The organism is Caballeronia sp. RCC_10 (assembly GCF_041360715.1).
GTDB lineage: Bacteria > Pseudomonadota > Gammaproteobacteria > Burkholderiales > Burkholderiaceae > Caballeronia > Caballeronia grimmiae.
In genome coordinates, this window is record NZ_JBFUPT010000007.1 from 221,162 (window position 1) to 238,609 (window position 17,448).

At 62.2% G+C, this 17,448-nt stretch carries 17 protein-coding genes; 8 read left to right on the top strand and 9 right to left on the bottom strand.

Translation table 11 applies throughout. From position 1 onward, the window contains the following. Positions 1-4 precede the first annotated feature (4 nt). Positions 5-1,051 (bottom strand): DUF2235 domain-containing protein, encoded by a 1,047-nt coding sequence (locus tag AB6804_RS15680; RefSeq protein WP_370887192.1) that lies wholly within the window; start codon positions 1,049-1,051, stop codon positions 5-7. A gap of 187 nt (positions 1,052-1,238) precedes the next feature. Here AB6804_RS15680 and AB6804_RS15685 point away from each other — a divergent pair, with 187 nt between their 5' ends. Continuing rightward, a complete protein-coding gene (locus tag AB6804_RS15685) occupies positions 1,239-1,448 on the top strand; it encodes a hypothetical protein (protein ID WP_370887193.1) in 210 nt (69 codons plus the stop codon). Positions 1,449-1,450: 2 nt separating this feature from the next. Here AB6804_RS15685 and AB6804_RS15690 read toward each other — a convergent pair whose 3' ends face one another. Next, positions 1,451-1,702 (bottom strand): DUF1272 domain-containing protein, encoded by a 252-nt coding sequence (locus tag AB6804_RS15690; protein ID WP_370887194.1) that lies wholly within the window; start codon positions 1,700-1,702, stop codon positions 1,451-1,453. A 165-nt stretch (positions 1,703-1,867) separates the two neighbouring features. Between AB6804_RS15690 and AB6804_RS15695 the strand changes: the two genes are divergently transcribed. From AB6804_RS15695 to AB6804_RS15710, 4 genes are all read left to right on the top strand, one after another. After that, complete coding sequence (locus AB6804_RS15695) at positions 1,868-2,959, top strand: hypothetical protein (protein ID WP_370887195.1); 1,092 nt, start codon at positions 1,868-1,870, stop codon at positions 2,957-2,959. 322 nt (positions 2,960-3,281) lie between these two features. After that, positions 3,282-6,467: an efflux RND transporter permease subunit gene (locus AB6804_RS15700; protein ID WP_370887196.1), complete on the top strand. Its 3,186-nt coding sequence runs from the start codon at positions 3,282-3,284 to the stop codon at positions 6,465-6,467. Positions 6,468-6,482: 15 nt separating this feature from the next. Further along, the gene (locus tag AB6804_RS15705; protein WP_370887197.1) at positions 6,483-7,664 is read left to right on the top strand and encodes an efflux RND transporter periplasmic adaptor subunit; all 1,182 of its coding nucleotides are present in this window, start codon (positions 6,483-6,485) and stop codon (positions 7,662-7,664) included. Further along, entirely contained in the window at positions 7,661-9,157 is a 1,497-nt protein-coding gene (locus tag AB6804_RS15710) for an efflux transporter outer membrane subunit (RefSeq protein ID WP_370887198.1), read from the top strand. Before AB6804_RS15705 ends, AB6804_RS15710 begins: the two co-directional genes overlap by 4 nt. A 15-nt stretch (positions 9,158-9,172) precedes the next feature. Here the strand turns inward: AB6804_RS15710 and AB6804_RS15715 are convergent, their stop codons facing one another. The 3 genes from AB6804_RS15715 to AB6804_RS15725 all read right to left on the bottom strand — a co-directional run bounded on the left by AB6804_RS15715 (position 9,173) and on the right by AB6804_RS15725 (position 12,091). Continuing rightward, the gene (locus AB6804_RS15715; RefSeq protein WP_370887199.1) at positions 9,173-9,862 is read right to left on the bottom strand and encodes a class I SAM-dependent methyltransferase; all 690 of its coding nucleotides are present in this window, start codon (positions 9,860-9,862) and stop codon (positions 9,173-9,175) included. A gap of 170 nt (positions 9,863-10,032) precedes the next feature. After that, positions 10,033-10,674, bottom strand: a complete 642-nt coding sequence (locus tag AB6804_RS15720) for a hypothetical protein (protein ID WP_370887200.1) — start codon at positions 10,672-10,674, stop codon at positions 10,033-10,035. Between the two features lie 22 nt (positions 10,675-10,696). After that, the gene (locus AB6804_RS15725) at positions 10,697-12,091 is read right to left on the bottom strand and encodes a selenium-binding family protein (RefSeq protein WP_370887201.1); all 1,395 of its coding nucleotides are present in this window, start codon (positions 12,089-12,091) and stop codon (positions 10,697-10,699) included. A gap of 173 nt (positions 12,092-12,264) precedes the next feature. Here AB6804_RS15725 and AB6804_RS15730 point away from each other — a divergent pair, with 173 nt between their 5' ends. Then, positions 12,265-12,423 (top strand): hypothetical protein, encoded by a 159-nt coding sequence (locus AB6804_RS15730; protein ID WP_244794688.1) that lies wholly within the window; start codon positions 12,265-12,267, stop codon positions 12,421-12,423. A 52-nt stretch (positions 12,424-12,475) separates the two neighbouring features. On the opposite strand, the gene AB6804_RS15735 is transcribed toward AB6804_RS15730, so the two are convergent. Beyond that, a complete protein-coding gene (locus tag AB6804_RS15735; protein WP_370887202.1) occupies positions 12,476-12,793 on the bottom strand; it encodes a hypothetical protein in 318 nt (105 codons plus the stop codon). Positions 12,794-12,863: 70 nt separating this feature from the next. Continuing rightward, positions 12,864-13,328, bottom strand: a complete 465-nt coding sequence (locus tag AB6804_RS15740) for an Lrp/AsnC family transcriptional regulator (protein ID WP_370887203.1) — start codon at positions 13,326-13,328, stop codon at positions 12,864-12,866. Positions 13,329-13,440: 112 nt separating this feature from the next. On the opposite strand from AB6804_RS15740, the gene AB6804_RS15745 reads away from it, so the two are divergent. Then, positions 13,441-14,367: a DMT family transporter gene (locus AB6804_RS15745; protein WP_370887204.1), complete on the top strand. Its 927-nt coding sequence runs from the start codon at positions 13,441-13,443 to the stop codon at positions 14,365-14,367. A 68-nt stretch (positions 14,368-14,435) separates the two neighbouring features. Continuing rightward, on the top strand, positions 14,436-15,347 hold the full coding sequence (locus AB6804_RS15750; RefSeq protein ID WP_370887205.1) for a recombination-associated protein RdgC: 912 nt from the start codon (positions 14,436-14,438) through the stop codon (positions 15,345-15,347). A gap of 18 nt (positions 15,348-15,365) precedes the next feature. Here AB6804_RS15750 and AB6804_RS15755 read toward each other — a convergent pair whose 3' ends face one another. Together AB6804_RS15755 and AB6804_RS15760 are read right to left on the bottom strand one after the other, a co-directional pair. Continuing rightward, positions 15,366-16,424 carry a diguanylate cyclase domain-containing protein gene (locus tag AB6804_RS15755; protein ID WP_370887242.1) on the bottom strand — a complete coding sequence of 353 codons (1,059 nt, stop codon included), beginning with the start codon at positions 16,422-16,424 and terminating at the stop codon, positions 15,366-15,368. Between the two features lie 64 nt (positions 16,425-16,488). After that, entirely contained in the window at positions 16,489-17,178 is a 690-nt protein-coding gene (locus AB6804_RS15760; protein WP_370887206.1) for a hypothetical protein, read from the bottom strand. Between the last annotated feature and the right edge of the window lie 270 nt (positions 17,179-17,448).

Consider the following 17,448-nt stretch of genomic DNA (forward strand, 5'->3'; position numbering starts at 1 on the left):
TGCCTTACTGACCGAGCGGCAAACCGCGCAGTTGCTCGCGCAAGGCGGGATACGCATCGAGGAATCCGGGCGCATCGAGCCGATCGAAGAGGCTCGGATCGATCGTTTCGTTCAGCGCCGCGCCCGCTGCGCGCGGCTCTTTCTGGCAGACATCGCGAAGCAGCGGATTCTTGCTGGTGAACTCGGTGTAGGAATCGATCGGCGCCGACGCGTACGCGGCATCGGGGATGGCGATCGGTTTGTCGAACGTAAGGCCGTGCGATTCCGCTTTTTGCCGCAGCCATTCGGCAGGAATCAGCGGCAGAAGGTCGGCCGGATCGCGGGGCGGGCTGACGTAGCCGCCGCCCACATTTGCATGCGCGCCCGCGAACCAGCGTTGTTCGAGTGGCAGTGTGCCGCGATCTTGCGCGCCGGGCGTCCACAAGGTCGGCTTGTAAAGCGAGCGGTATTCGTTGGCGGCGACCGCGTGATATGCGGCTTTTGTGCGGTTCGAGAGCGTGGTGTCGTGAAACCGGTAGTAGCTGGAAAAGCCGGGTACGGAGAGACCGCCGATCGGAATGCCGAGTTCACCGACGGTATCCCACACGCCGATGAACGCGACATCGACTTCACGCGAGAATTGCTGCCGATACGCCTGTACCGATGCGTCTTCCGGACTGACGCCCTGATCGCGATAAATGCCGTAAGCCTGACGAATCGAATCGTTGCTCCAGTCGTTTGCCAGTCCGCATTTGCGGATCAGGCCGGCGAGACTACGGGCCGAGTACGCCCCGCGCGAAAACCCGAAGATATAAATCGATGCGCCAGGCCTGTACCGCTCGCACAACCATGCATAGCCGTGTTTAATGTTGTCGGAGAGGCCGTCGCCGAAGGCTCCGCCGAGAAATTTGTTCGCGAGAGAGAAGAGTCCATTGCCCTGCGTGCCGACGCCGGGTACGTAAAGCGTTTCCTGTTCATCGGACTCGGGCGCAAGCTTGTAGAGAAGATACGCGTTGGTGCGGTCGTTCGGCTCGTTCCAAGTGCCATCGAAGAAAAGGGCGAGTTTCGTCATGTTGGTCTCCGGGGCGTGGCCTTGTGTCCTAACAGATAGGAAATCGGCGCCAGGCATGCAAGCGCTTCATGTGCGCCCGTTCACGAACGGCGTGACCGCGCTGGATTTTGTCGGAAACGACAGAGCGCGAGCCGTGTGGAAGTGCGATGCTGAAGATTTACAGAGCAGTCTTTTCGTGGAGCGAATCATGCAAAAGCACTTCGCCCGAATTCTTCTGGTTGCCGCTGCATCGGCCGCAGTCGTTGCCCATGCACGCGACGACGGACCTCGGTTCGCTCAGGACCGGCTCGACGCGCTCGTTGCGCAGCATGCGGAAGCGAAGCGGCATATCGCGCCCGCAAAGCATAAGGCGCCGCCAGCCAGCGCGGCGGCGAAGCGCACGGACGGCGCTTCGTGACATCAATTTGAGTTCTGCTGCGCGCAAGCCGGATTGAAAACCCGCTTCGTCGATGCCGGGTTGTTGGCGAGCTTCCCGACCGGGCGACGTGGGCGGGCCACGAGTTCGCCGCCGCAGTTAGGGCATTTTCCGTTCAGCACGCGCGTCGTACAGTCCGCGCAATAAGTGCATTCGAAAGAGCAGATTCGAGCCTCGGCGGAATCTGGCGGCAGGTCTTTGTCGCAACACTCACAACCAGGTCTCAACTCCAGCATGACGGTTTCCTGTTGATGGTCTCAGCGCGAGACAGTCGATGCAGCATAACAAGCTGAGCGTTTCCTATTCGACTGTTCTGCATTCGGTATGCAAATTGCTGCGCTGCCGCGACGTTCCGCCGACTCCGTGCCGACGATGCTCCTCGCACAATCCACTCCGAGCCCATGATCAGGACCTTAGCCAGCACGATCCCCACGAAAGCCTTGTCCATTGCCGTTCTGTCCGCCTCCTTTCTTGCGGCAGGCTGTTCCAGCCTTGGCCCTTCACGCCTGAAGGCCGATCAGGTCGACTACGCCCGCGCACTGGGCGATGCCCAGAAGCGGGAAATTCTTGCTGCGATCGTCGGTCTGCGTTTTGCCGATGCGCCGTCGTTTCTGACCGTGAGCAGCATCATCGCGGCCTATAACTTCGATGCAAGCGGCGGTGCAATTTTGAATGCAGGATCGGGCGCGCAACCGAACTATGCACAGGCCACGGGCAGCGTGTCGTATTCGAATCACCCGACGTTCACCTTCACCCCGACGACCGGCGACGCTTACGCCAGCGCGTACATCCGGCCGCTGTCGCCGACGCTCGTGCTGCCGCTTGCGGAGAGTGGCATGCCGATCGACTTGCTGCTGCGAATCACCGCGCAATCGATCGCAGGCCTGCAGAACGGCAACGCGCTCGGCGGGCCGAACGCGTCGGGCGCGCCGGAGTTCTTCCTGTTGATTCAGGCGTTGAGGCGTTTGCAACTGGCGGGCGAACTGAACGTGGAATCGCGCAACGAGGACCACGCGGGGCGCGTGTACATCACGCTCGCCGCGACGCGCAGCGGCTCGAACAAGGCCACCGTCGACGATCTCGCGCTCGTCCGCAAGCTGCTTCACCTGTCGCCGAAGATGAAGACGTATGAAATCGTGTACGGCCAGTCGTCGGACAAGGATCGCATTCCGATGGTGACGCGCTCGGTATTCGGCATCCTGACGGATCTCGGTGCGCAGATTCCCGTGCCCGACGCGCAAGTCGGAACCGGCGCGACAAAGCCGACGATCGGGCTGATCGGCGGCGAAACGCGGCCGACCATCGTCGTGAAGGTCGGCGAGAAAGCGCCACAGGATGCGTACGTAGGCGTGCTCTATGACAAATCGCAGTACTGGATCGATCGGGGCGACTTCGACTCGAAGTACGCGTTCACCGTCGTGCAGAACCTGATGGCACTCGCGGAAGTGACCGATACGTCGAAGGCGCCGGTGGTGACGATCCCGGCGAACTGAAATTGCGTTTTGCATGCGGCATGCAGCACGCCGCATGCAAAACGCCTCGCTGACAGCCGGCTGACCGTTTCATGTCACGGGTGACAAGTTGTGCTCAGCAGGAACGAAGGGTGAAGCCGCGCCAAGCCGCGCTACGCGGCACGACTGACGCCATTCGACGCGAAGCAACGCATTGATCTAAAGAAAACCTTCCGCATAAACCCTCGCAACCGTTTGCGCGATTTGTTTTGTAAGCTTCATCTGTGTCATCGTATCGAGACCATCGAGCAGGGCGAAACAACACAGCGCGCAGAACAAACCCAACGGGGCAGGCGGAATTTCGATGTGGATCGTAAGACTCGCGCTCAGGCGTCCGTACACGTTTATCGTCCTGTCGCTGCTGTTGCTAATTATCGGCCCGCTCGTCATCCTGCGCACGCCTACCGATATCTTTCCGAACATCGACATACCGGTCGTCAGCGTCATCTGGAGTTACAACGGCCTGCCGCCGGATCAGATGGAACGCCGCATCACGCTGAACTACGAACGCGGTCTGTCAGTTGCGGTCAACGACATCGAACACATCGAATCGGAATCGTTGCCGGGCATCGCGGTCATTCGCATTTATTTCCAGCCGAACGCGAACGTCGATGAAGCTATCGCCGAGATCACCGCGCTCTCGCAGACGCAGTTGCGCTCACTTCCGCCCGGCATTACGCCCCCGAACATTCTGCGCTTCAATGCGTCGACGGTGCCGATACTGCGCCTCGCGTTGTCGTCGGCCGAACTCACGGAACAGCAACTTTATGACTTCGGCAATAGCTTTCTGAAGACGCAGCTCGCGACCGTGCAAGGCGCATCCGTGCCGTTGCCGTATGGCGGCAAGCAGCGGCAGATCATGGTCGATATCGATTCACAAAAGCTGCAGGCCAAGAACCTCGCGCCGACCGATGTCGTCAATGCGATCAGTGCGCAGAACCTCATCCTGCCGACCGGCACGACGAAGATCGGCTCGATGGAATATTCAGTCGGCCTAAACGCAAGCCCGAGCACGCTGGAAGGACTCAACGATATCCCGATCCGCACCGGTCCCGGCGGCACGATCTACATTAAGGACGTCGCGCATGTCCGCGACGGCTTCCAGCCGCAGACCAACATCGTGCGCGTCGACGGCACGCGCGCATCGCTTCTGACGATCAACAAGAGCGGCAACGCATCGACGCTCGATATCGTCGCGCGCGTGAAGAATCTTCTGCCGGCCTTGCGCGGCATGGTGCCTGAATCGCTGAAGATCGAGCCGGTCGCGGACCAGTCGTTGTTCGTGCGCGCATCGGTGTCCGGCGTGTTGCGCGAAGCGGTCATCGCAGCCGGACTGACCGCGCTGATGGTGCTGCTCTTTCTCGGTAGCTGGCGCGCGACGCTCATCATCGCGATCTCCATTCCGCTATCGATGCTGACGTCGATCGTCGCGCTCTCCGCAATCGGCCAAACCATCAACATCATGACGCTGGGCGGTCTTGCGCTGGCCGTCGGCATTCTCGTCGACGATGCGACGGTCGCGATCGAGAATATCAGTCAGAATCTGGAACAGGGCAAGGAACTCGAACAAGCCATTCTCGATGGCGCACAGCAGATTGCCGTGCCGACGCTCGTCTCGACGCTCTCCATCTGCATCGTATTCATTCCGATGTTCCTGCTCACCGGCGTCGCGCATTATCTGTTCGTGCCGATGGCCGAGGCCGTCGTGTTCGCGATGCTCGCGTCGTACTTCTTCTCGCGCACGCTCATTCCGACGCTGGCTAAGTATCTGCTGCGTCATCACCAACACATGGGCGGCGATGTCGAATCGATGAAGGGTTCGCGCAATCTCTTCGTGCGGATTCATCTGGGTTTCGAGCGGCGTTTCGAAGCGGTGCGCGGCCGATATCGCGCTTTTCTCGAAGCGCGGCTTGTGCATCCGGGCCGCTTTGCATCGCTCTTTCTCGCCTGCTGTCTCCTCTCGCTTGCACTCGCGCCGTTCCTGGGACGCGACTTCTTTCCATCGGTCGATTCGGGCGTCATCGCGATGCACATGCGAACCAAGACAGGCACGCGCATCGAAGAGACGGCCGTGCTGACCGATCGTGTCGACAATCGCATACGCGAGCTGATCCCTCGCAACGAGATCCGCTCGATCATCGACAACATGGGCTTGCCGGTATCGGGCATCAATCTCTCATATAACAACACGGGCACCGTGAGCACCGCCGATGCGGATGTGCTCATCAGCCTCAACGAAGATCATGCGCCGACCGACGACTATATCCGCATGCTGAGAAAGCGCTTGCCGCAAGAGTTCCCCGGCGTGACGTTCTCATTCTTGCCCGCCGATATCACGAGTCAGATCCTCAACTTCGGCTTGCCCGCGCCGATCGATATCGCGATCACCGGGCGCGACGTGCGCGGCAACCGCGACTTCGCGAATCATTTGCTGGAGAAGATACGTCGCGTCCCCGGTCTCGTCGATGCACGCATTCAGCAGCCCTCCGATCTTCCCTCGATCAATGTCGAAGTCGATCGCACGAAAGCGTTGCAAGCGGGATTCACACAGCGCGACGTTGCGAATAATCTGCTCATCACGCTGTCGGGGAGCCAGCAAACGACGCCGACGTTCTGGCTCAATCCGGTCAATGGCGTGAGCTACAACGTGATCACGACCGCGCCGCAATACGACATGAATTCACTGCAATCGGTGGCCAATATTCCGGTGACGTCGGCGAGCGGCAAGACGAACATTCTCGGTGCGCTGGCATCGCTTTCGCGCAGCTCGCGCGATGCAGTCGTCTATCACTACAACGCGCAGACCACCATCAATCTCTATGCGACCACGGAACGCCGCGATCTGGGTGCGGTATCCGACGACGTGCAACGCATCATCGATGAATCGCGCGGACAATTGCCGAAGGGCTCGTCCATCGATATACGCGGCCAGGTCGAAACGATGAACACGTCGTTTTCGGGTCTCGCGCTCGGGCTGATTCTCGCTGTCGTGCTCGTGTATCTGCTGATCGTCGTGAACTTCCAGTCGTGGCTCGATCCGTTCATCATCATCACCGCGTTGCCGGGCGCGCTCGCGGGCATCGTGTGGATGCTGTTTCTCACGCATACGACGCTGTCGATTCCCGCGCTCACCGGCGCCATCATGTGTATCGGCATTGCGACCGCCAACAGCATTCTCGTCGTGAGCTTCGCGCGTTCCGCGCTCGACGAGCATGGCGATGCCCTGCGTTCCGCGCTCGAAGCGGGTTATACGCGGTTCCGTCCCGTGCTGATGACCGCACTCGCGATGATGATCGGCATGGTGCCGATGGCGATCGGTCTCGGCGAAGGCGGCGAGCAGAATGCGCCGCTCGGGCGCGCGGTGATCGGCGGGCTGATGGTGGGCACCGTGGCGACGCTGTTCTTCGTGCCCGTCGTGTTTTCGATGGTCTACAAGCGCATCGAGGCACGCAAGGAACGCGACGCACGCATGCAGAAAGCACATTCCTGAACAGACGGAGCATGAATGGAAGAGCAGTTGACGCAACGTTCGGCGACCGGCAGGCGAGGACGCCTGTTGCTCGTGATCGCGCTGTTGATCGTGGCGGGCATCGTCGCACAGGGCATCTGGTCCCGCCATGCCGAGCACGCGGAACTTCAACGCGATGCAGCCGAGCACGGCATGCTGACGGTCGAAGTCATCAAGCCCACGCAGATGAAGCCGACGCAGGACCTGTTGCTCGCCGGCGATATCCGCGCATTTTCCGATGCGCCGATCTTCGCGCGCACCAGTGGCTATCTGAAGCGCTGGACCGTGGACATCGGCAGCAAGGTGAAGAAAGGTCAGTTGCTTGCGGAGATCGATGCACCCGAGATCAACGATCAGTTGCGTCAGGCGCGCGCCGATGCGCAGACCGCTCGGGCGAACTATCTGCTCGCTAAAAGCACGGCGGACCGCTGGGCGCAGATGGCGAAGAACAATTCGGTATCGCGTCAGGAAACCGATGAGAAGAACGGCGACATGCTCGCGAAAGAGGCGTCGCTGAATGCGGCGCAGGCGAACGTGTCGCGGCTCGAACAGCTCGTCTCGTTTCAGAAGATCTATGCGCCGTTCGATGGCGTCGTCACCGCGCGCAACACGGATGTCGGCCAGTTGATCGATGCGGGCAGCGGTGCGGCGGGCCGCGAGTTGTTCCATGTTCAGGACGCGGCGACGCTGCGTGTATTCGTCGATGTGCCTCAGACGTATGCGCGCATGGTGACGGTCGGCATGCCGGCGGAATTGCTGCTGAACGAAGATCGCAACCGCAAGTTCGAAGGCGTGACGGTGCGCACGGCCGGTGCGGTCGATCCGGTAGCACGCACCATGCGCGTCGAGGTCGACGTGAAGAAGCCGACCGGCGAACTGCTCGCGGGCGCTTATGCGCAAGTGCGTTTTCATTTGACGAGCGCGACGGCGTCTTACACCTTGCCCGGCAATGCGCTGTTGTTCAGGCCGGATGGCGTGCATGCGGCGAGCGTCGATGCGAACAATCGCGTCAAGTTGCTGCCCATTACGCTTGGCACCGACTACGGCACGCGCGTGTCGATCGTATCGGGATTGAAGGGAGATGAGCGCGTGATCGTGAATCCGCCGGACTCCATCGTCGATGGTGCAACGGTGCGCATCGGGCAGGCGCATGCAAAGAAGAGCGGTCAGGCATCATGAAGCGCATGCATGCGGGTTTCACGCTGTCGCTGTTATCCATGACAATGGCCGCTTGCACCGTCGGTCCCGATTACAGGCGGCCCGATGTGACGACGCCGGCTTCGTTCAAGTCATCCATGCCGGCGGACGTACCCGTATCGACGCAAGACTGGAAGCCTGCGCAACCTGCGGACGCGATGCCGCGCGCACCGTGGTGGGAGGTCTATGGCGATTCGCAACTGAACGCACTGGAAGATCGCGTGGCCGCTTCGAATCAGACGGTGGCCGCCGCAGCCGCGCGTTATCGCGGCGCGCGTGCAGCGGTGCGTCAGGCGCGCTCGGCGTTCTTTCCGACCATCACGGCCAATGCGTCGTTCAATCAGTCGCGGGTATCGTCGAATGTGTCGTATCGATCGAGCGCGGGCGTGACCGTGCCGGACTATCTCGTCGAGGCGCAAATCTCATGGGAGCCGGACCTGTGGGGCCGAATTTCACGCGCGGTCGAAGGCGGTCGAGCAGAAGCGCAGGCGAGCGCGGCGGATCTGCAGAACGCCATCCTTTCGATGCAGGCGGAACTTGCGACGAACTACTTCGATCTGCGCGGCACGGTCGAAGACGAGCGCCTGCTCAAGGAAACCCTGCAAGCCTACGAAAAGGCGCTTGCATTGACGCGTGATCGCTTCGCGGGCGGTGTGGCGGCAGAGTCCGATGTGGCGCAGGCGGAGGAGCAGTTGCGCGCAACGCAGGCGCAATCGATCGAGCTTGAAACCACGCACGCGAGTCTCGTCAATGCGATCGCGATTCTCATCGGCGAGCCGCCTTCGACCTTCGCACTCGATGTCGCGCCGCTCGATGCGGATCATGTGCCGCATCCCAGCGCGGCGCTTGCCGCGTTGCCGCTGTCGGTGCCATCGGCGTTGCTGGAGCGCCGCCCCGATGTGGCAGCGGCCGAACGGCGCATCGCTCAGGCGAACGCGCGCGTCGGCGTCGCGACGGCTGCATTCTTTCCGAACCTGTTGCTGGCCGCAACCGGCGGTCTCGAAGCGACGCGCTTCAGTTCGTGGCTGATGGCGCCGAGCCGCTTTTGGTCGCTCGGGCCGCAGCTCGCGTTCACGGCGCTTGACTTTGGCGGCCGCGCGGCAGCCCGCGATGCGGCGCGTGCCGCGTATGACGAGAGCGTCGCGGATTATCGGCAGACGGTGCTGACCGCGTTCGGTCAGGTCGAAGACAACCTGAATGCGCTGGACGTGTTGCGTCGCGAAGGCGAAGCACAATCGCAAGCCGTCGATGCCGCGAAGCGCGCGCTCGACAAAATCGGCAATCGCTACGAAAACGGGGCGATCACGTATCTGAATGTCGTCGTGACACAGGCCACCGTGCTGTCGGATCAGCGCGCGGCGGTGCGTATCCAGCAGCGCAGAATGGCTGCGAGCGTTGCGCTGGTGAGGGCGTTGGGCGGAGGATGGAGCGCGGACAGCCTGCCCCGCGCCGATGAAGTATCGGCGCGAGAGTAAAGCAATTTGGTGCGTTCAGGCGTGTTTGCGTGGCCGGCAAATCATGAAGTATTGCGAACTAATCCACCACGGCGCATGCGGGACGGGGCTCACGTGTACGGCTTCGATGGCGAAGCGTTCGCCGACGATCGCGCGCAGCTCGCGGAAATCGAAGCCTTTATGCGTGGTGCGCGGATTCTCAGGGCGTTGCACCCGAATGCCGACCATCGACTTCAGCACTTCAGCGGGCGAGTACTCGGACTTCAGCGAGCGGCTGCGAATCATCCAGTTGGATACTTTCGGCGCGATCGCGAGGCCGTACATGATCGGCACGGAGATCAGCAGCGCGCCATGCGGCTTGAGAATGCGCGCGGCGTCGTCGAGCAGCGCGTCGAGTTCGCTTTCGTACAGATGCTCGCAGACTTCGAACGACGTCAGCACATCGACACTGTGCGGTGCCACGCCATCGAGCGATTCCGCGTAACGGACTTCAGGAAACGTCGGCGCCATGAACTTGTCGTGACCGATGAGCGTGATGTCGGGCCGCGCTTCGCCGAGCGTATGCAGAAAGAGCCCCGGACCCGCGCCGAAATCGACGACCGTGCCGCGCATCGGGCAGAGGCCGGTGACGAGATCGGTCGCCATCGTCATTCGCGTGCGATGCGCAAAACGCGCGAGCGGGTTGCCGGAATTGACGGTCTGTTCTGCGTATGAAATCTCGCGCATTCGAAGTCCCCTGTTTTTTATTGACTCGTGATCGAATGATCTTTTTTCTGGCCGTTTTCGACGATATTGCAGCGACGCACGGTGCCGCGCAATCGCCGTCGGTAGGCGTTGCCCGCCTAACTTCTGCCGGTGTCCGCCATCACGGCGTTCGTCTCAGGGGGATATCGACGTTATAGCAAGAGCCACACGCCGCACGCGATGAGGGCCACACTCCATAGCCAATCGAGGTTGATCCAGCCGCTTCGCAAGAAGGCGAGGCCTGTGCGCTCGTGCACTGACATCGCAAAGAGAGAGATGCCGGCGATGACGGCGAGCATCGCCACCGTATGCAGCGACAGAGCAACCGCGCCTGCTTCGAACGCCCCCGCAGATGGTTTATTCGTCGCACTGCCGCAGAACGGCAATAGCGCAGGCACGAGCATGAAGCCCGCGCCGTGTGCGCTCGACATCACGAACGACCACAGCGCGAGGCCGGCCAGCCCGGTGCGCATGCCGACCGCCGGACGGCCGCGATGCCCGCGCCACGCGCGCCATGCGCGCCATGCGCCCCAGCCGATCAGCAGCACGCCGGAGCCGCGCGCAAGCGTCTCGTGACTGACGAACGATCCCAGCGTGAGCACGCCCGCCAGGACGAGCGCAACGGATAGTGCATGCCCCAGCGCGATCGGCACGAGCGATAGCAGCACCACGCGCTTGCTATGCGCATAGAGTCCGAGGGCGAGCGCGAAGAGCCATCCCATGGCGGGATTGACGCCATGAAACGCGCCAAGGCCCGCGGCGGTAATCCAGAGCGCGGGCGTGCCGGTATTCATGTGTCCACGCTCGTCGAAGGCATCACGGATAGCAATATGAATCCGACGAGCAATCGCCGCCTTGCAGCCGTATTTGATGCGGGCGATGCCCCTTCGGCCAGTCGATGAAGAAGCGTTCGTCGACGCTCAGGCCTCCGTCCGCGCCGGCGTCGAGCTTCACCATCCAGCCATTGATGCCTTCGGGATAAAACTGCGAATCCACCGCACCGTATAGCGAATTCGTGAAGTACACGCGACGTCCGTCGCGGCTGACTTCGACCATCTGCGGGCCGCCGTTCAGGTGGCCGTTGCTTGCGCCTGCGTGCGTCGCGCGCGCCACCACGCCGCCGATGCGAACCTTGCCCGCGAGCTTCGGTGCAAAAGGATCGGAGACGTCGTATTGCAGCATGTCGCCGGTGCCCCAGCACGACACGTAGAGGAAGCGATCGTCCATCGACAGGTCGATGTCCGACACCAGCGGCGGCACCGCGCCAAAGCCCTGCAATAGCGGCGGCAGCACTGAGGCGTCGGCGGGTTCGGCGGGAATGTCGATCACTTTCTTGACGGCCCACTTGTCATTGTCGCGATACCACGTCCAGATCGATGACGACAGATCCTTCAGGCTGATCACGCAGTTGACGAAGCCATAAGCCTTCGTCGGATCGTGTGCGGGACGCAGCTCGAAGACGAGCTGATACTCATCGCCGAAATCGATCTCCTGCACGTGCTTGCGCTTCGTCAGGTCCCAGAAATGCAGCTTGCGCCCGTACTTCGCGCCGAGCAGCAGTTCGGGCACGAGTCCTTCTTCGAATGTATCGGGCGTGCCCCATTCGCTCGTGACCATCGTGTCGTAACCGAGATGCCACCAGGCGTCGTATGCAAGCTGCTGCGGCCCGCGATCCAATTCCCAGCGGCCGAGCGGATCGAAGCTCTGCTGATCGAGCATCAGCACGCCGCCAGGCGCCTTGCCTTCCGCATTGCCGAGCGCGCTGACATAGATGCCGCCGGGGCCGCAATGAACGGTGTGCGGCCGCGTATAGCCGGTCTTTTCCGCGAGTTCGGCGGCCTCGATCGTCTTCACGATGACCGGCTTCTTCGGATCGGGCTTCGTATCGACGATATGAATGCGCGACGAACGCAGCCCCGGCACGACGAGGTAGCGCCGCTCCATATGCGGATGCGGCGCGTTCGGACACAGACACGACGAGCACGCGTTCCAGCCGAAGTGATGCAGCTCGTCGCCAACATCGGGCATCGCCAGTTCGCTCACGATTTGCGCGTAGTTCGGCGAGTCGGGATCGACATCGACGACGGCCAGCTTGTCTGGCGTCTTGCGTTCCGGATCGAAGGTCGCGACATAGGCGAGCGTTTCGCGCGGCGCCTTCGCCGCGAGTCGTGGGGAAGGGTAGAAGCTCGGATCAGGTTTCCACGTCGCCATGCCGATTCTCCCAATGAGCGGTCCTTCTGCACTATAGGACACCCATCGGTCGAATGCGTCGGGCTGCTTATAAGGGATTACGCAATACAAAGCGATTTACGGCGTAGTGCGCTTTGACGGCGCGAGAGCATCTACAATGAAAGCGTCGTCCTCTTGCCCTGAAGGAGGTTCCGATGACCGAGCCGATGATTACCCTGATGGTCGGAGTCGTCGTGGTGCTATGCGCCATCGTGATTCTGGTCATGCATCACAGGCACCCGCATATTCATCCACCAAAAGCGCGCTGGCTGGATACTCATCCGCCGCGTGACTGGCTGCATCACAGGCACTGAATGCGTCGGACCAAGCGGATATGACGCCGGTCTTTACCGGCGTTTTTTCGTTCTACCGTCTTGGCCCTTTCATCGCTTCGGCTTCCATCGCAGCGTGCCATTCCTCGCTGTTCTCGATTGGATCGATCCCTTCGTCGACGGACGCGGATGCGCGTTCGGCGAACGCGCGCGTTTCTCCGTCGGCCTCTTCATCCGACGCTTCGTCGCTGTCGGGTGGATGAAGCATGTCGCGCAGCATGGCGGTCAGTTCGGGCGTGTCCCACGGTTCGCCGCGCTGCTTTTTTTTCTTGATGTAATGCCTGACTTCGGCATCCTGCTCGGGCGTGAGCGGCAGGCCGCGAAACGTGCGCTTGGCGTCGGTGTCGGTCATCGGATGCTCCCTCGCTTGCAGCAACAAGCGTCCCTAGTGTAGCGCCGTTCGATGCGTGCAACGCGATTCTTCAGAGCGGAGGCAGCCTGCGCTCGATGGGCGTCGTCTTCACGATGGCCGTGCTCGTCGCGGCGCGGTCGGTGACCTTGGCGAGAATATCGTCGAGATGTTCGATGGAACGCAGATACAGGCGGCAGACGAAGCAGTCATCGCCCGTCACCTTCACGCATTCGACGAACTCGGGAATGCGCCGGATGGCTTCCTCGACCAGATGCAACTGACCGGGTAACGGCTGAACGCGCACAATGGCTTGCAGCGTATAACCGAGCGCGGCCGGATCGATCTGTACCGTGAAGCCGCGAATGACGCCTTGCGATTCGAGACGGCGGATGCGCTCGGCCGTGCTCGGCGCCGACAAGCCGATGCGCTTGGCCACTTCGCTCACCGCGATGCGTCCGTCGCTTGCAAGCACGCTGATCAGTTCGCGATCGATGGCGTCGATGGTCGTCTGCGATGCGCTAAGGTTCTTCGGCATGATGGCCTTTGATAGCAAGATGAAGAACGAAATGTGCCTTATTTTAGGCATGGTTTTACGTGACGCGCATCGATAGACTTCAGGTTATCGAAACCGCATCCGAATCACCGCCATGAACAGTCACGCGATCAGCAATACCCGCAACGCCGCCGGGCATCGGCGCGGCGCCATCGAAATGACGCTCGCGATGCTGATGTCGGGCACGATCGGCTGGCTCGTCGTGTCGTCGGGGCAGTCGGCATGGAACGTCGTTTTCTTCCGCTGCGTCTTCGGCGGGGCGACGCTCGTCGCGATATGCGCGATGCTCGGCTTCCTCCGCAAGCGCTATTTTTCGTGGGGCATGCTGGGATGGGTCGCGCTTGGGAGCGTCGCGATCGTCGGCAACTGGCTGTTGCTGTTCGCCGCATATTCGCGCGCGTCGATCTCGATGGCTACGACCGTCTACAACACGCAGCCGTTCATGCTCGTCGCGCTCGGGGCGTTCGTGCTGCGCGAGCGAATCTCCGCTTCGACGCTCGCATGGCTCGGCATCGCGTTCGTAGGGCTCGTGATGGTCGTGCGCGTCGAACCGGCGGTGCTCGCGATGCCCGGGCGCTATCTCGAAGGCATCGCCTATGCGCTCGGCGCGGCCTTTCTGTACGCGATATCGTCGATCATCACCAAGCGGCTCAAAGACACGCCGCCGCATCTCATTGCCATGTTGCATGTGCTGCTCGGCATCGCGATGCTCGGCCCGTTCGCGCAGTTCGATGCCGCGCCCGCAGGCATCGGCGGATGGACCGACCTGATCGTGCTCGGCGTCGTGAACACGGGGCTCATGTACGTGCTTCTTTACGGCGCGATCCAGAAACTGCCCGTCGCCATGACGGGCGCGCTGTCGTTCATCTATCCGGTGGTGGCGATCGTCGTCGACTGGCTTGCGTTCGGCCAGCATCTCGCCTGGCTGCAAGTCGCGGGGGCCGCGCTGATTCTGCTCGCAGCGGCGGGCGTCAATCTGCAATGGCGCATCGTGCCGCCACGCCGCCATGCGAATGAATGATGCATGCAGAATGCGATGCGCGTCGTATAGAATGGCCCGCTTTTCCGAACAACATCGAAAGCGCCGCCATGTGGTTCAAGAATCTTCAGCTTCACCGTCTTCCCGCTCACTGGACCGTTACGCCGGGTCAAATAGAGCAATGGCTCGCGCCGCTTGGCTTCAGCGCGGCATCGAGCGTCGAGAATGAGCGGCGCGGCTGGGTCTCGCCGCGCAACGACGATTCGCTCGTCTGCACGATCAACCGCCAGATGCTGATCACGTATCGCGCGGAAAAGAAACTGCTGCCCGCGTCCGTCGTCACGCAGTTCACGAAGGAACGCGCGCTCGAACTCGAAGAGCAGCAGGGCTTCAAGCCCGGCCGCAAGCAGATGCGCGAACTGAAGGAGCAGGTGACCGACGACCTTTTGCCGCGTGCATTCAGTATTCGCCGCGATACGCGCGTGTGGATCGATCCGGTGCATGGATGGCTCGCGATCGACGCGGCATCCGCGACAGTTGCCGATGACATCATCGGGTTGCTGGTGAAATCGGTCACGGATCTGCCGCTCGCAAGCGTCCGTCCCGCGCGCTCGCCGGTATCCGCGATGACCGAGTGGCTGCTGAGCGGCGACGGTCCCGCAGGCTTCACGCTCGATCGCGACACCGAACTGCGCTCGACCGGCGAAGGCAATGCCACGGTGCGCTACGTCGGCCATGCGCTGGAGGCCGAAGACATGCGCCGCCACATCGAAGCGGGGAAGCAGTGCATGCGTCTTGCGATGACGTGGGACGACCGCGTGTCCTTCGTGCTGACGCCGTCGCTGACGCTCAAGCGTGTGACGCCGCTCGACGTCATCAAGGAAGCCGCCGATCCCACCGCGGCCAACGACGACGAGCGTTTCGAATCCGACTTCCTGCTGATGACGGGTGAACTCGCTCGCCTGTTCGCGGCGCTGACCGAAGCACTCGGCGGCGAAGAAGACTTGCGCGCGGCGGCATAAGCCGCCTCGGAAGCCGGGTCACGCCGCCGGCGATGCGAACGCGTAGCCGTTCTTGCCGTTGCGCTTGACGGCGTACATCGTGTCGTCGGCGGCGGCGACGAGCCGCCAGTAATCGGTCACGCGATCCGGATAACTGGCAATGCCGATGCTGGCGCGCACGAGCGACAAGTCCATGCGGCCATCGGTTTCCGCCACGCACGTGATGATGCGCTGCGCGATCGCCGCCAGTTCCAGATCGCTAGAAAATTCCCGCACGAGCACGGCGAACTCGTCGCCGCCGATGCGTGCGACCACATCGCTGTTGCGCACCGTCTGACGAAAACGCCGCGATACCGCAATCAGAAACTCATCGCCGATGCGGTGGCCGTGCGTATCGTTGACGCGCTTGAAACCATCGAGATCGATATACAGCACGGCGATGCGTTTTGCATTCGTGCCGTCGCCGAGATGCTCCGCCGTTTCTTCGAGCGCGGCGAAAAGCTTGCGGCGGTTGGGAAGGCCGGTCATCGCATCGTGCAGGGACGCGTGTTCGAATTCGCTCGAAAGTCCAACCAGTTGCCGATTGCGTTTTGCATACATTCCAAGCGCGGTAATCAGCACGCCGAATACGATCGACGACAGCGCGATCAGCGTATGCGACACGCTGACGATCCGTTCGCGCACATCGGCGCTCGCGCGATCGCGTTCGGCGCGCCAGTACAGATAGGCGGAATCGAGCGCGGCGCTCGCCGCTTTCAGATCGGATGCCGGCAAGAGCACGCTCGAAGGCAGCGCGGGAGCGGGAGCCGGACTGGATATGATGAGTGCATGCAGGCTCGCGAGCCGCGCGGCGAATTCGATGCGCGCGTCGCGATAGGCCGCGCGACGGGCGGTATCGTTGGTCGATGCATCCTCGAGCGAAAGCGCGGATGCGCGCGCCGTATCGGCCCGCTCGACCGCTTCGAGTACCAGCCCGATGTATTCCTGCTGAAGTTGCGCGGAGAAGATCGCGCGGACCTGATAGGCGAGAAAGAGCAGCCCGATCAGCAGGCAGAGCAGCGCGACGCCCGCCAACGGCGCGGGACCGGGGACGCGCAAGCGCTGTGCATGGGCGCGCGCGCCGTCGATCCAGCGAAGTGCGCGCGTCGTGTAGGCGTCGTCGTCACGGACGGGAATATTCCTCTCGCTGACCGGATGTGGCATTGCGTCGATAGCTCACTCGATGAAAGAAGGCGCCCACGCGGGCAAAGAGTCCCGGCTCGGCCTTCGCTGGCGGCGCATGACGCTTGACGTTCTGGTTCGCTTGCGCCGTGCGCGCCGGTTTCTCCGCTGCACGGTTCGCGCGATTGCCGGATTGACTTGATGGCGTCGCGCGGCGCTCGGTGGTGTCGTCCTCGGCGATGGCGGCCGGCGCCGCCGCGACGGGACTCAGACCGGGCCGGTCCAGCGCAGGCGGACTGCCCGCGAGCTTGATGTTCTCGGGATGCGTCACCGTCGAGGGCGCTTCCACCACGCCCGACGACTGCGTGGCCGCCAAGACCGGTTGATCGATGCCGAGCGTCTGCCGCGCGCTGGTCATCGCTTCTGCATACACGCGCTGGTCTTGATTGAACCACATGCTGTATGCGACGGTGCCGAGCACTCCGACCCCGAGCGCAGTCGCCGACGCCATCCACAGCGCGAGCCGGCCGAAGCGGCGCGGCGGGCGCACGGGATCGGGCTCCGCCTCGATATCTTCTTCGTCGTCGAAGTCGGCGAAGGACCCGGACGGCGCATCGGGCACGGACGGATCGTTAGCGGGACTCGGGCCGCCCGCGAACGGCTCTTCAGGTAGCTCAGCGTGTCGGGGCATGGCAGCGCTCCAGAATCATGTTCGTCGACGGCGGCAGGCGCACGGCGCATCGAGTGCGCTGGCAGCCTGACGCGCAAGCCGTGTGAAGCGCCGGACACAAAGATCGCGAATGCGAGCATTGCGCGGCGCGTGCCATTCGATCATAAAAAAACGAATGCAATACGCAGATTTCAACGAAGAGGACGGCTCTCTCTTCGCACGACGTAACTATCGCCGCAATGCGGAAAAACTACCCGATGCGGCGCGTTGAGTAAGGCAAAAGTGCTCGTC

Excerpts from the sequence above, each read along its gene's own strand:
- AB6804_RS15680 (WP_370887192.1), bottom strand. The coding sequence starts at position 1,051 with ATGACGAAACTCGCCCTTTTCTTCGATGGCACTTGGAACGAGCCGAAC.
- AB6804_RS15685 (WP_370887193.1), top strand. The coding sequence starts at position 1,239 with ATGCAAAAGCACTTCGCCCGAATTCTTCTGGTTGCCGCTGCATCGGCC.
- AB6804_RS15690 (WP_370887194.1), bottom strand. The coding sequence starts at position 1,702 with ATGCTGGAGTTGAGACCTGGTTGTGAGTGTTGCGACAAAGACCTGCCG.
- AB6804_RS15695 (WP_370887195.1), top strand. The coding sequence starts at position 1,868 with ATGATCAGGACCTTAGCCAGCACGATCCCCACGAAAGCCTTGTCCATT.
- AB6804_RS15700 (WP_370887196.1), top strand. The coding sequence starts at position 3,282 with ATGTGGATCGTAAGACTCGCGCTCAGGCGTCCGTACACGTTTATCGTC.
- AB6804_RS15705 (WP_370887197.1), top strand. The coding sequence starts at position 6,483 with ATGGAAGAGCAGTTGACGCAACGTTCGGCGACCGGCAGGCGAGGACGC.
- AB6804_RS15710 (WP_370887198.1), top strand. The coding sequence starts at position 7,661 with ATGAAGCGCATGCATGCGGGTTTCACGCTGTCGCTGTTATCCATGACA.
- AB6804_RS15715 (WP_370887199.1), bottom strand. The coding sequence starts at position 9,862 with ATGCGCGAGATTTCATACGCAGAACAGACCGTCAATTCCGGCAACCCG.
- AB6804_RS15720 (WP_370887200.1), bottom strand. The coding sequence starts at position 10,674 with ATGAATACCGGCACGCCCGCGCTCTGGATTACCGCCGCGGGCCTTGGC.
- AB6804_RS15725 (WP_370887201.1), bottom strand. The coding sequence starts at position 12,091 with ATGGCGACGTGGAAACCTGATCCGAGCTTCTACCCTTCCCCACGACTC.
- AB6804_RS15730 (WP_244794688.1), top strand. The coding sequence starts at position 12,265 with ATGACCGAGCCGATGATTACCCTGATGGTCGGAGTCGTCGTGGTGCTA.
- AB6804_RS15735 (WP_370887202.1), bottom strand. The coding sequence starts at position 12,793 with ATGACCGACACCGACGCCAAGCGCACGTTTCGCGGCCTGCCGCTCACG.
- AB6804_RS15740 (WP_370887203.1), bottom strand. The coding sequence starts at position 13,328 with ATGCCGAAGAACCTTAGCGCATCGCAGACGACCATCGACGCCATCGAT.
- AB6804_RS15745 (WP_370887204.1), top strand. The coding sequence starts at position 13,441 with ATGAACAGTCACGCGATCAGCAATACCCGCAACGCCGCCGGGCATCGG.
- AB6804_RS15750 (WP_370887205.1), top strand. The coding sequence starts at position 14,436 with ATGTGGTTCAAGAATCTTCAGCTTCACCGTCTTCCCGCTCACTGGACC.
- AB6804_RS15760 (WP_370887206.1), bottom strand. The coding sequence starts at position 17,178 with ATGCCCCGACACGCTGAGCTACCTGAAGAGCCGTTCGCGGGCGGCCCG.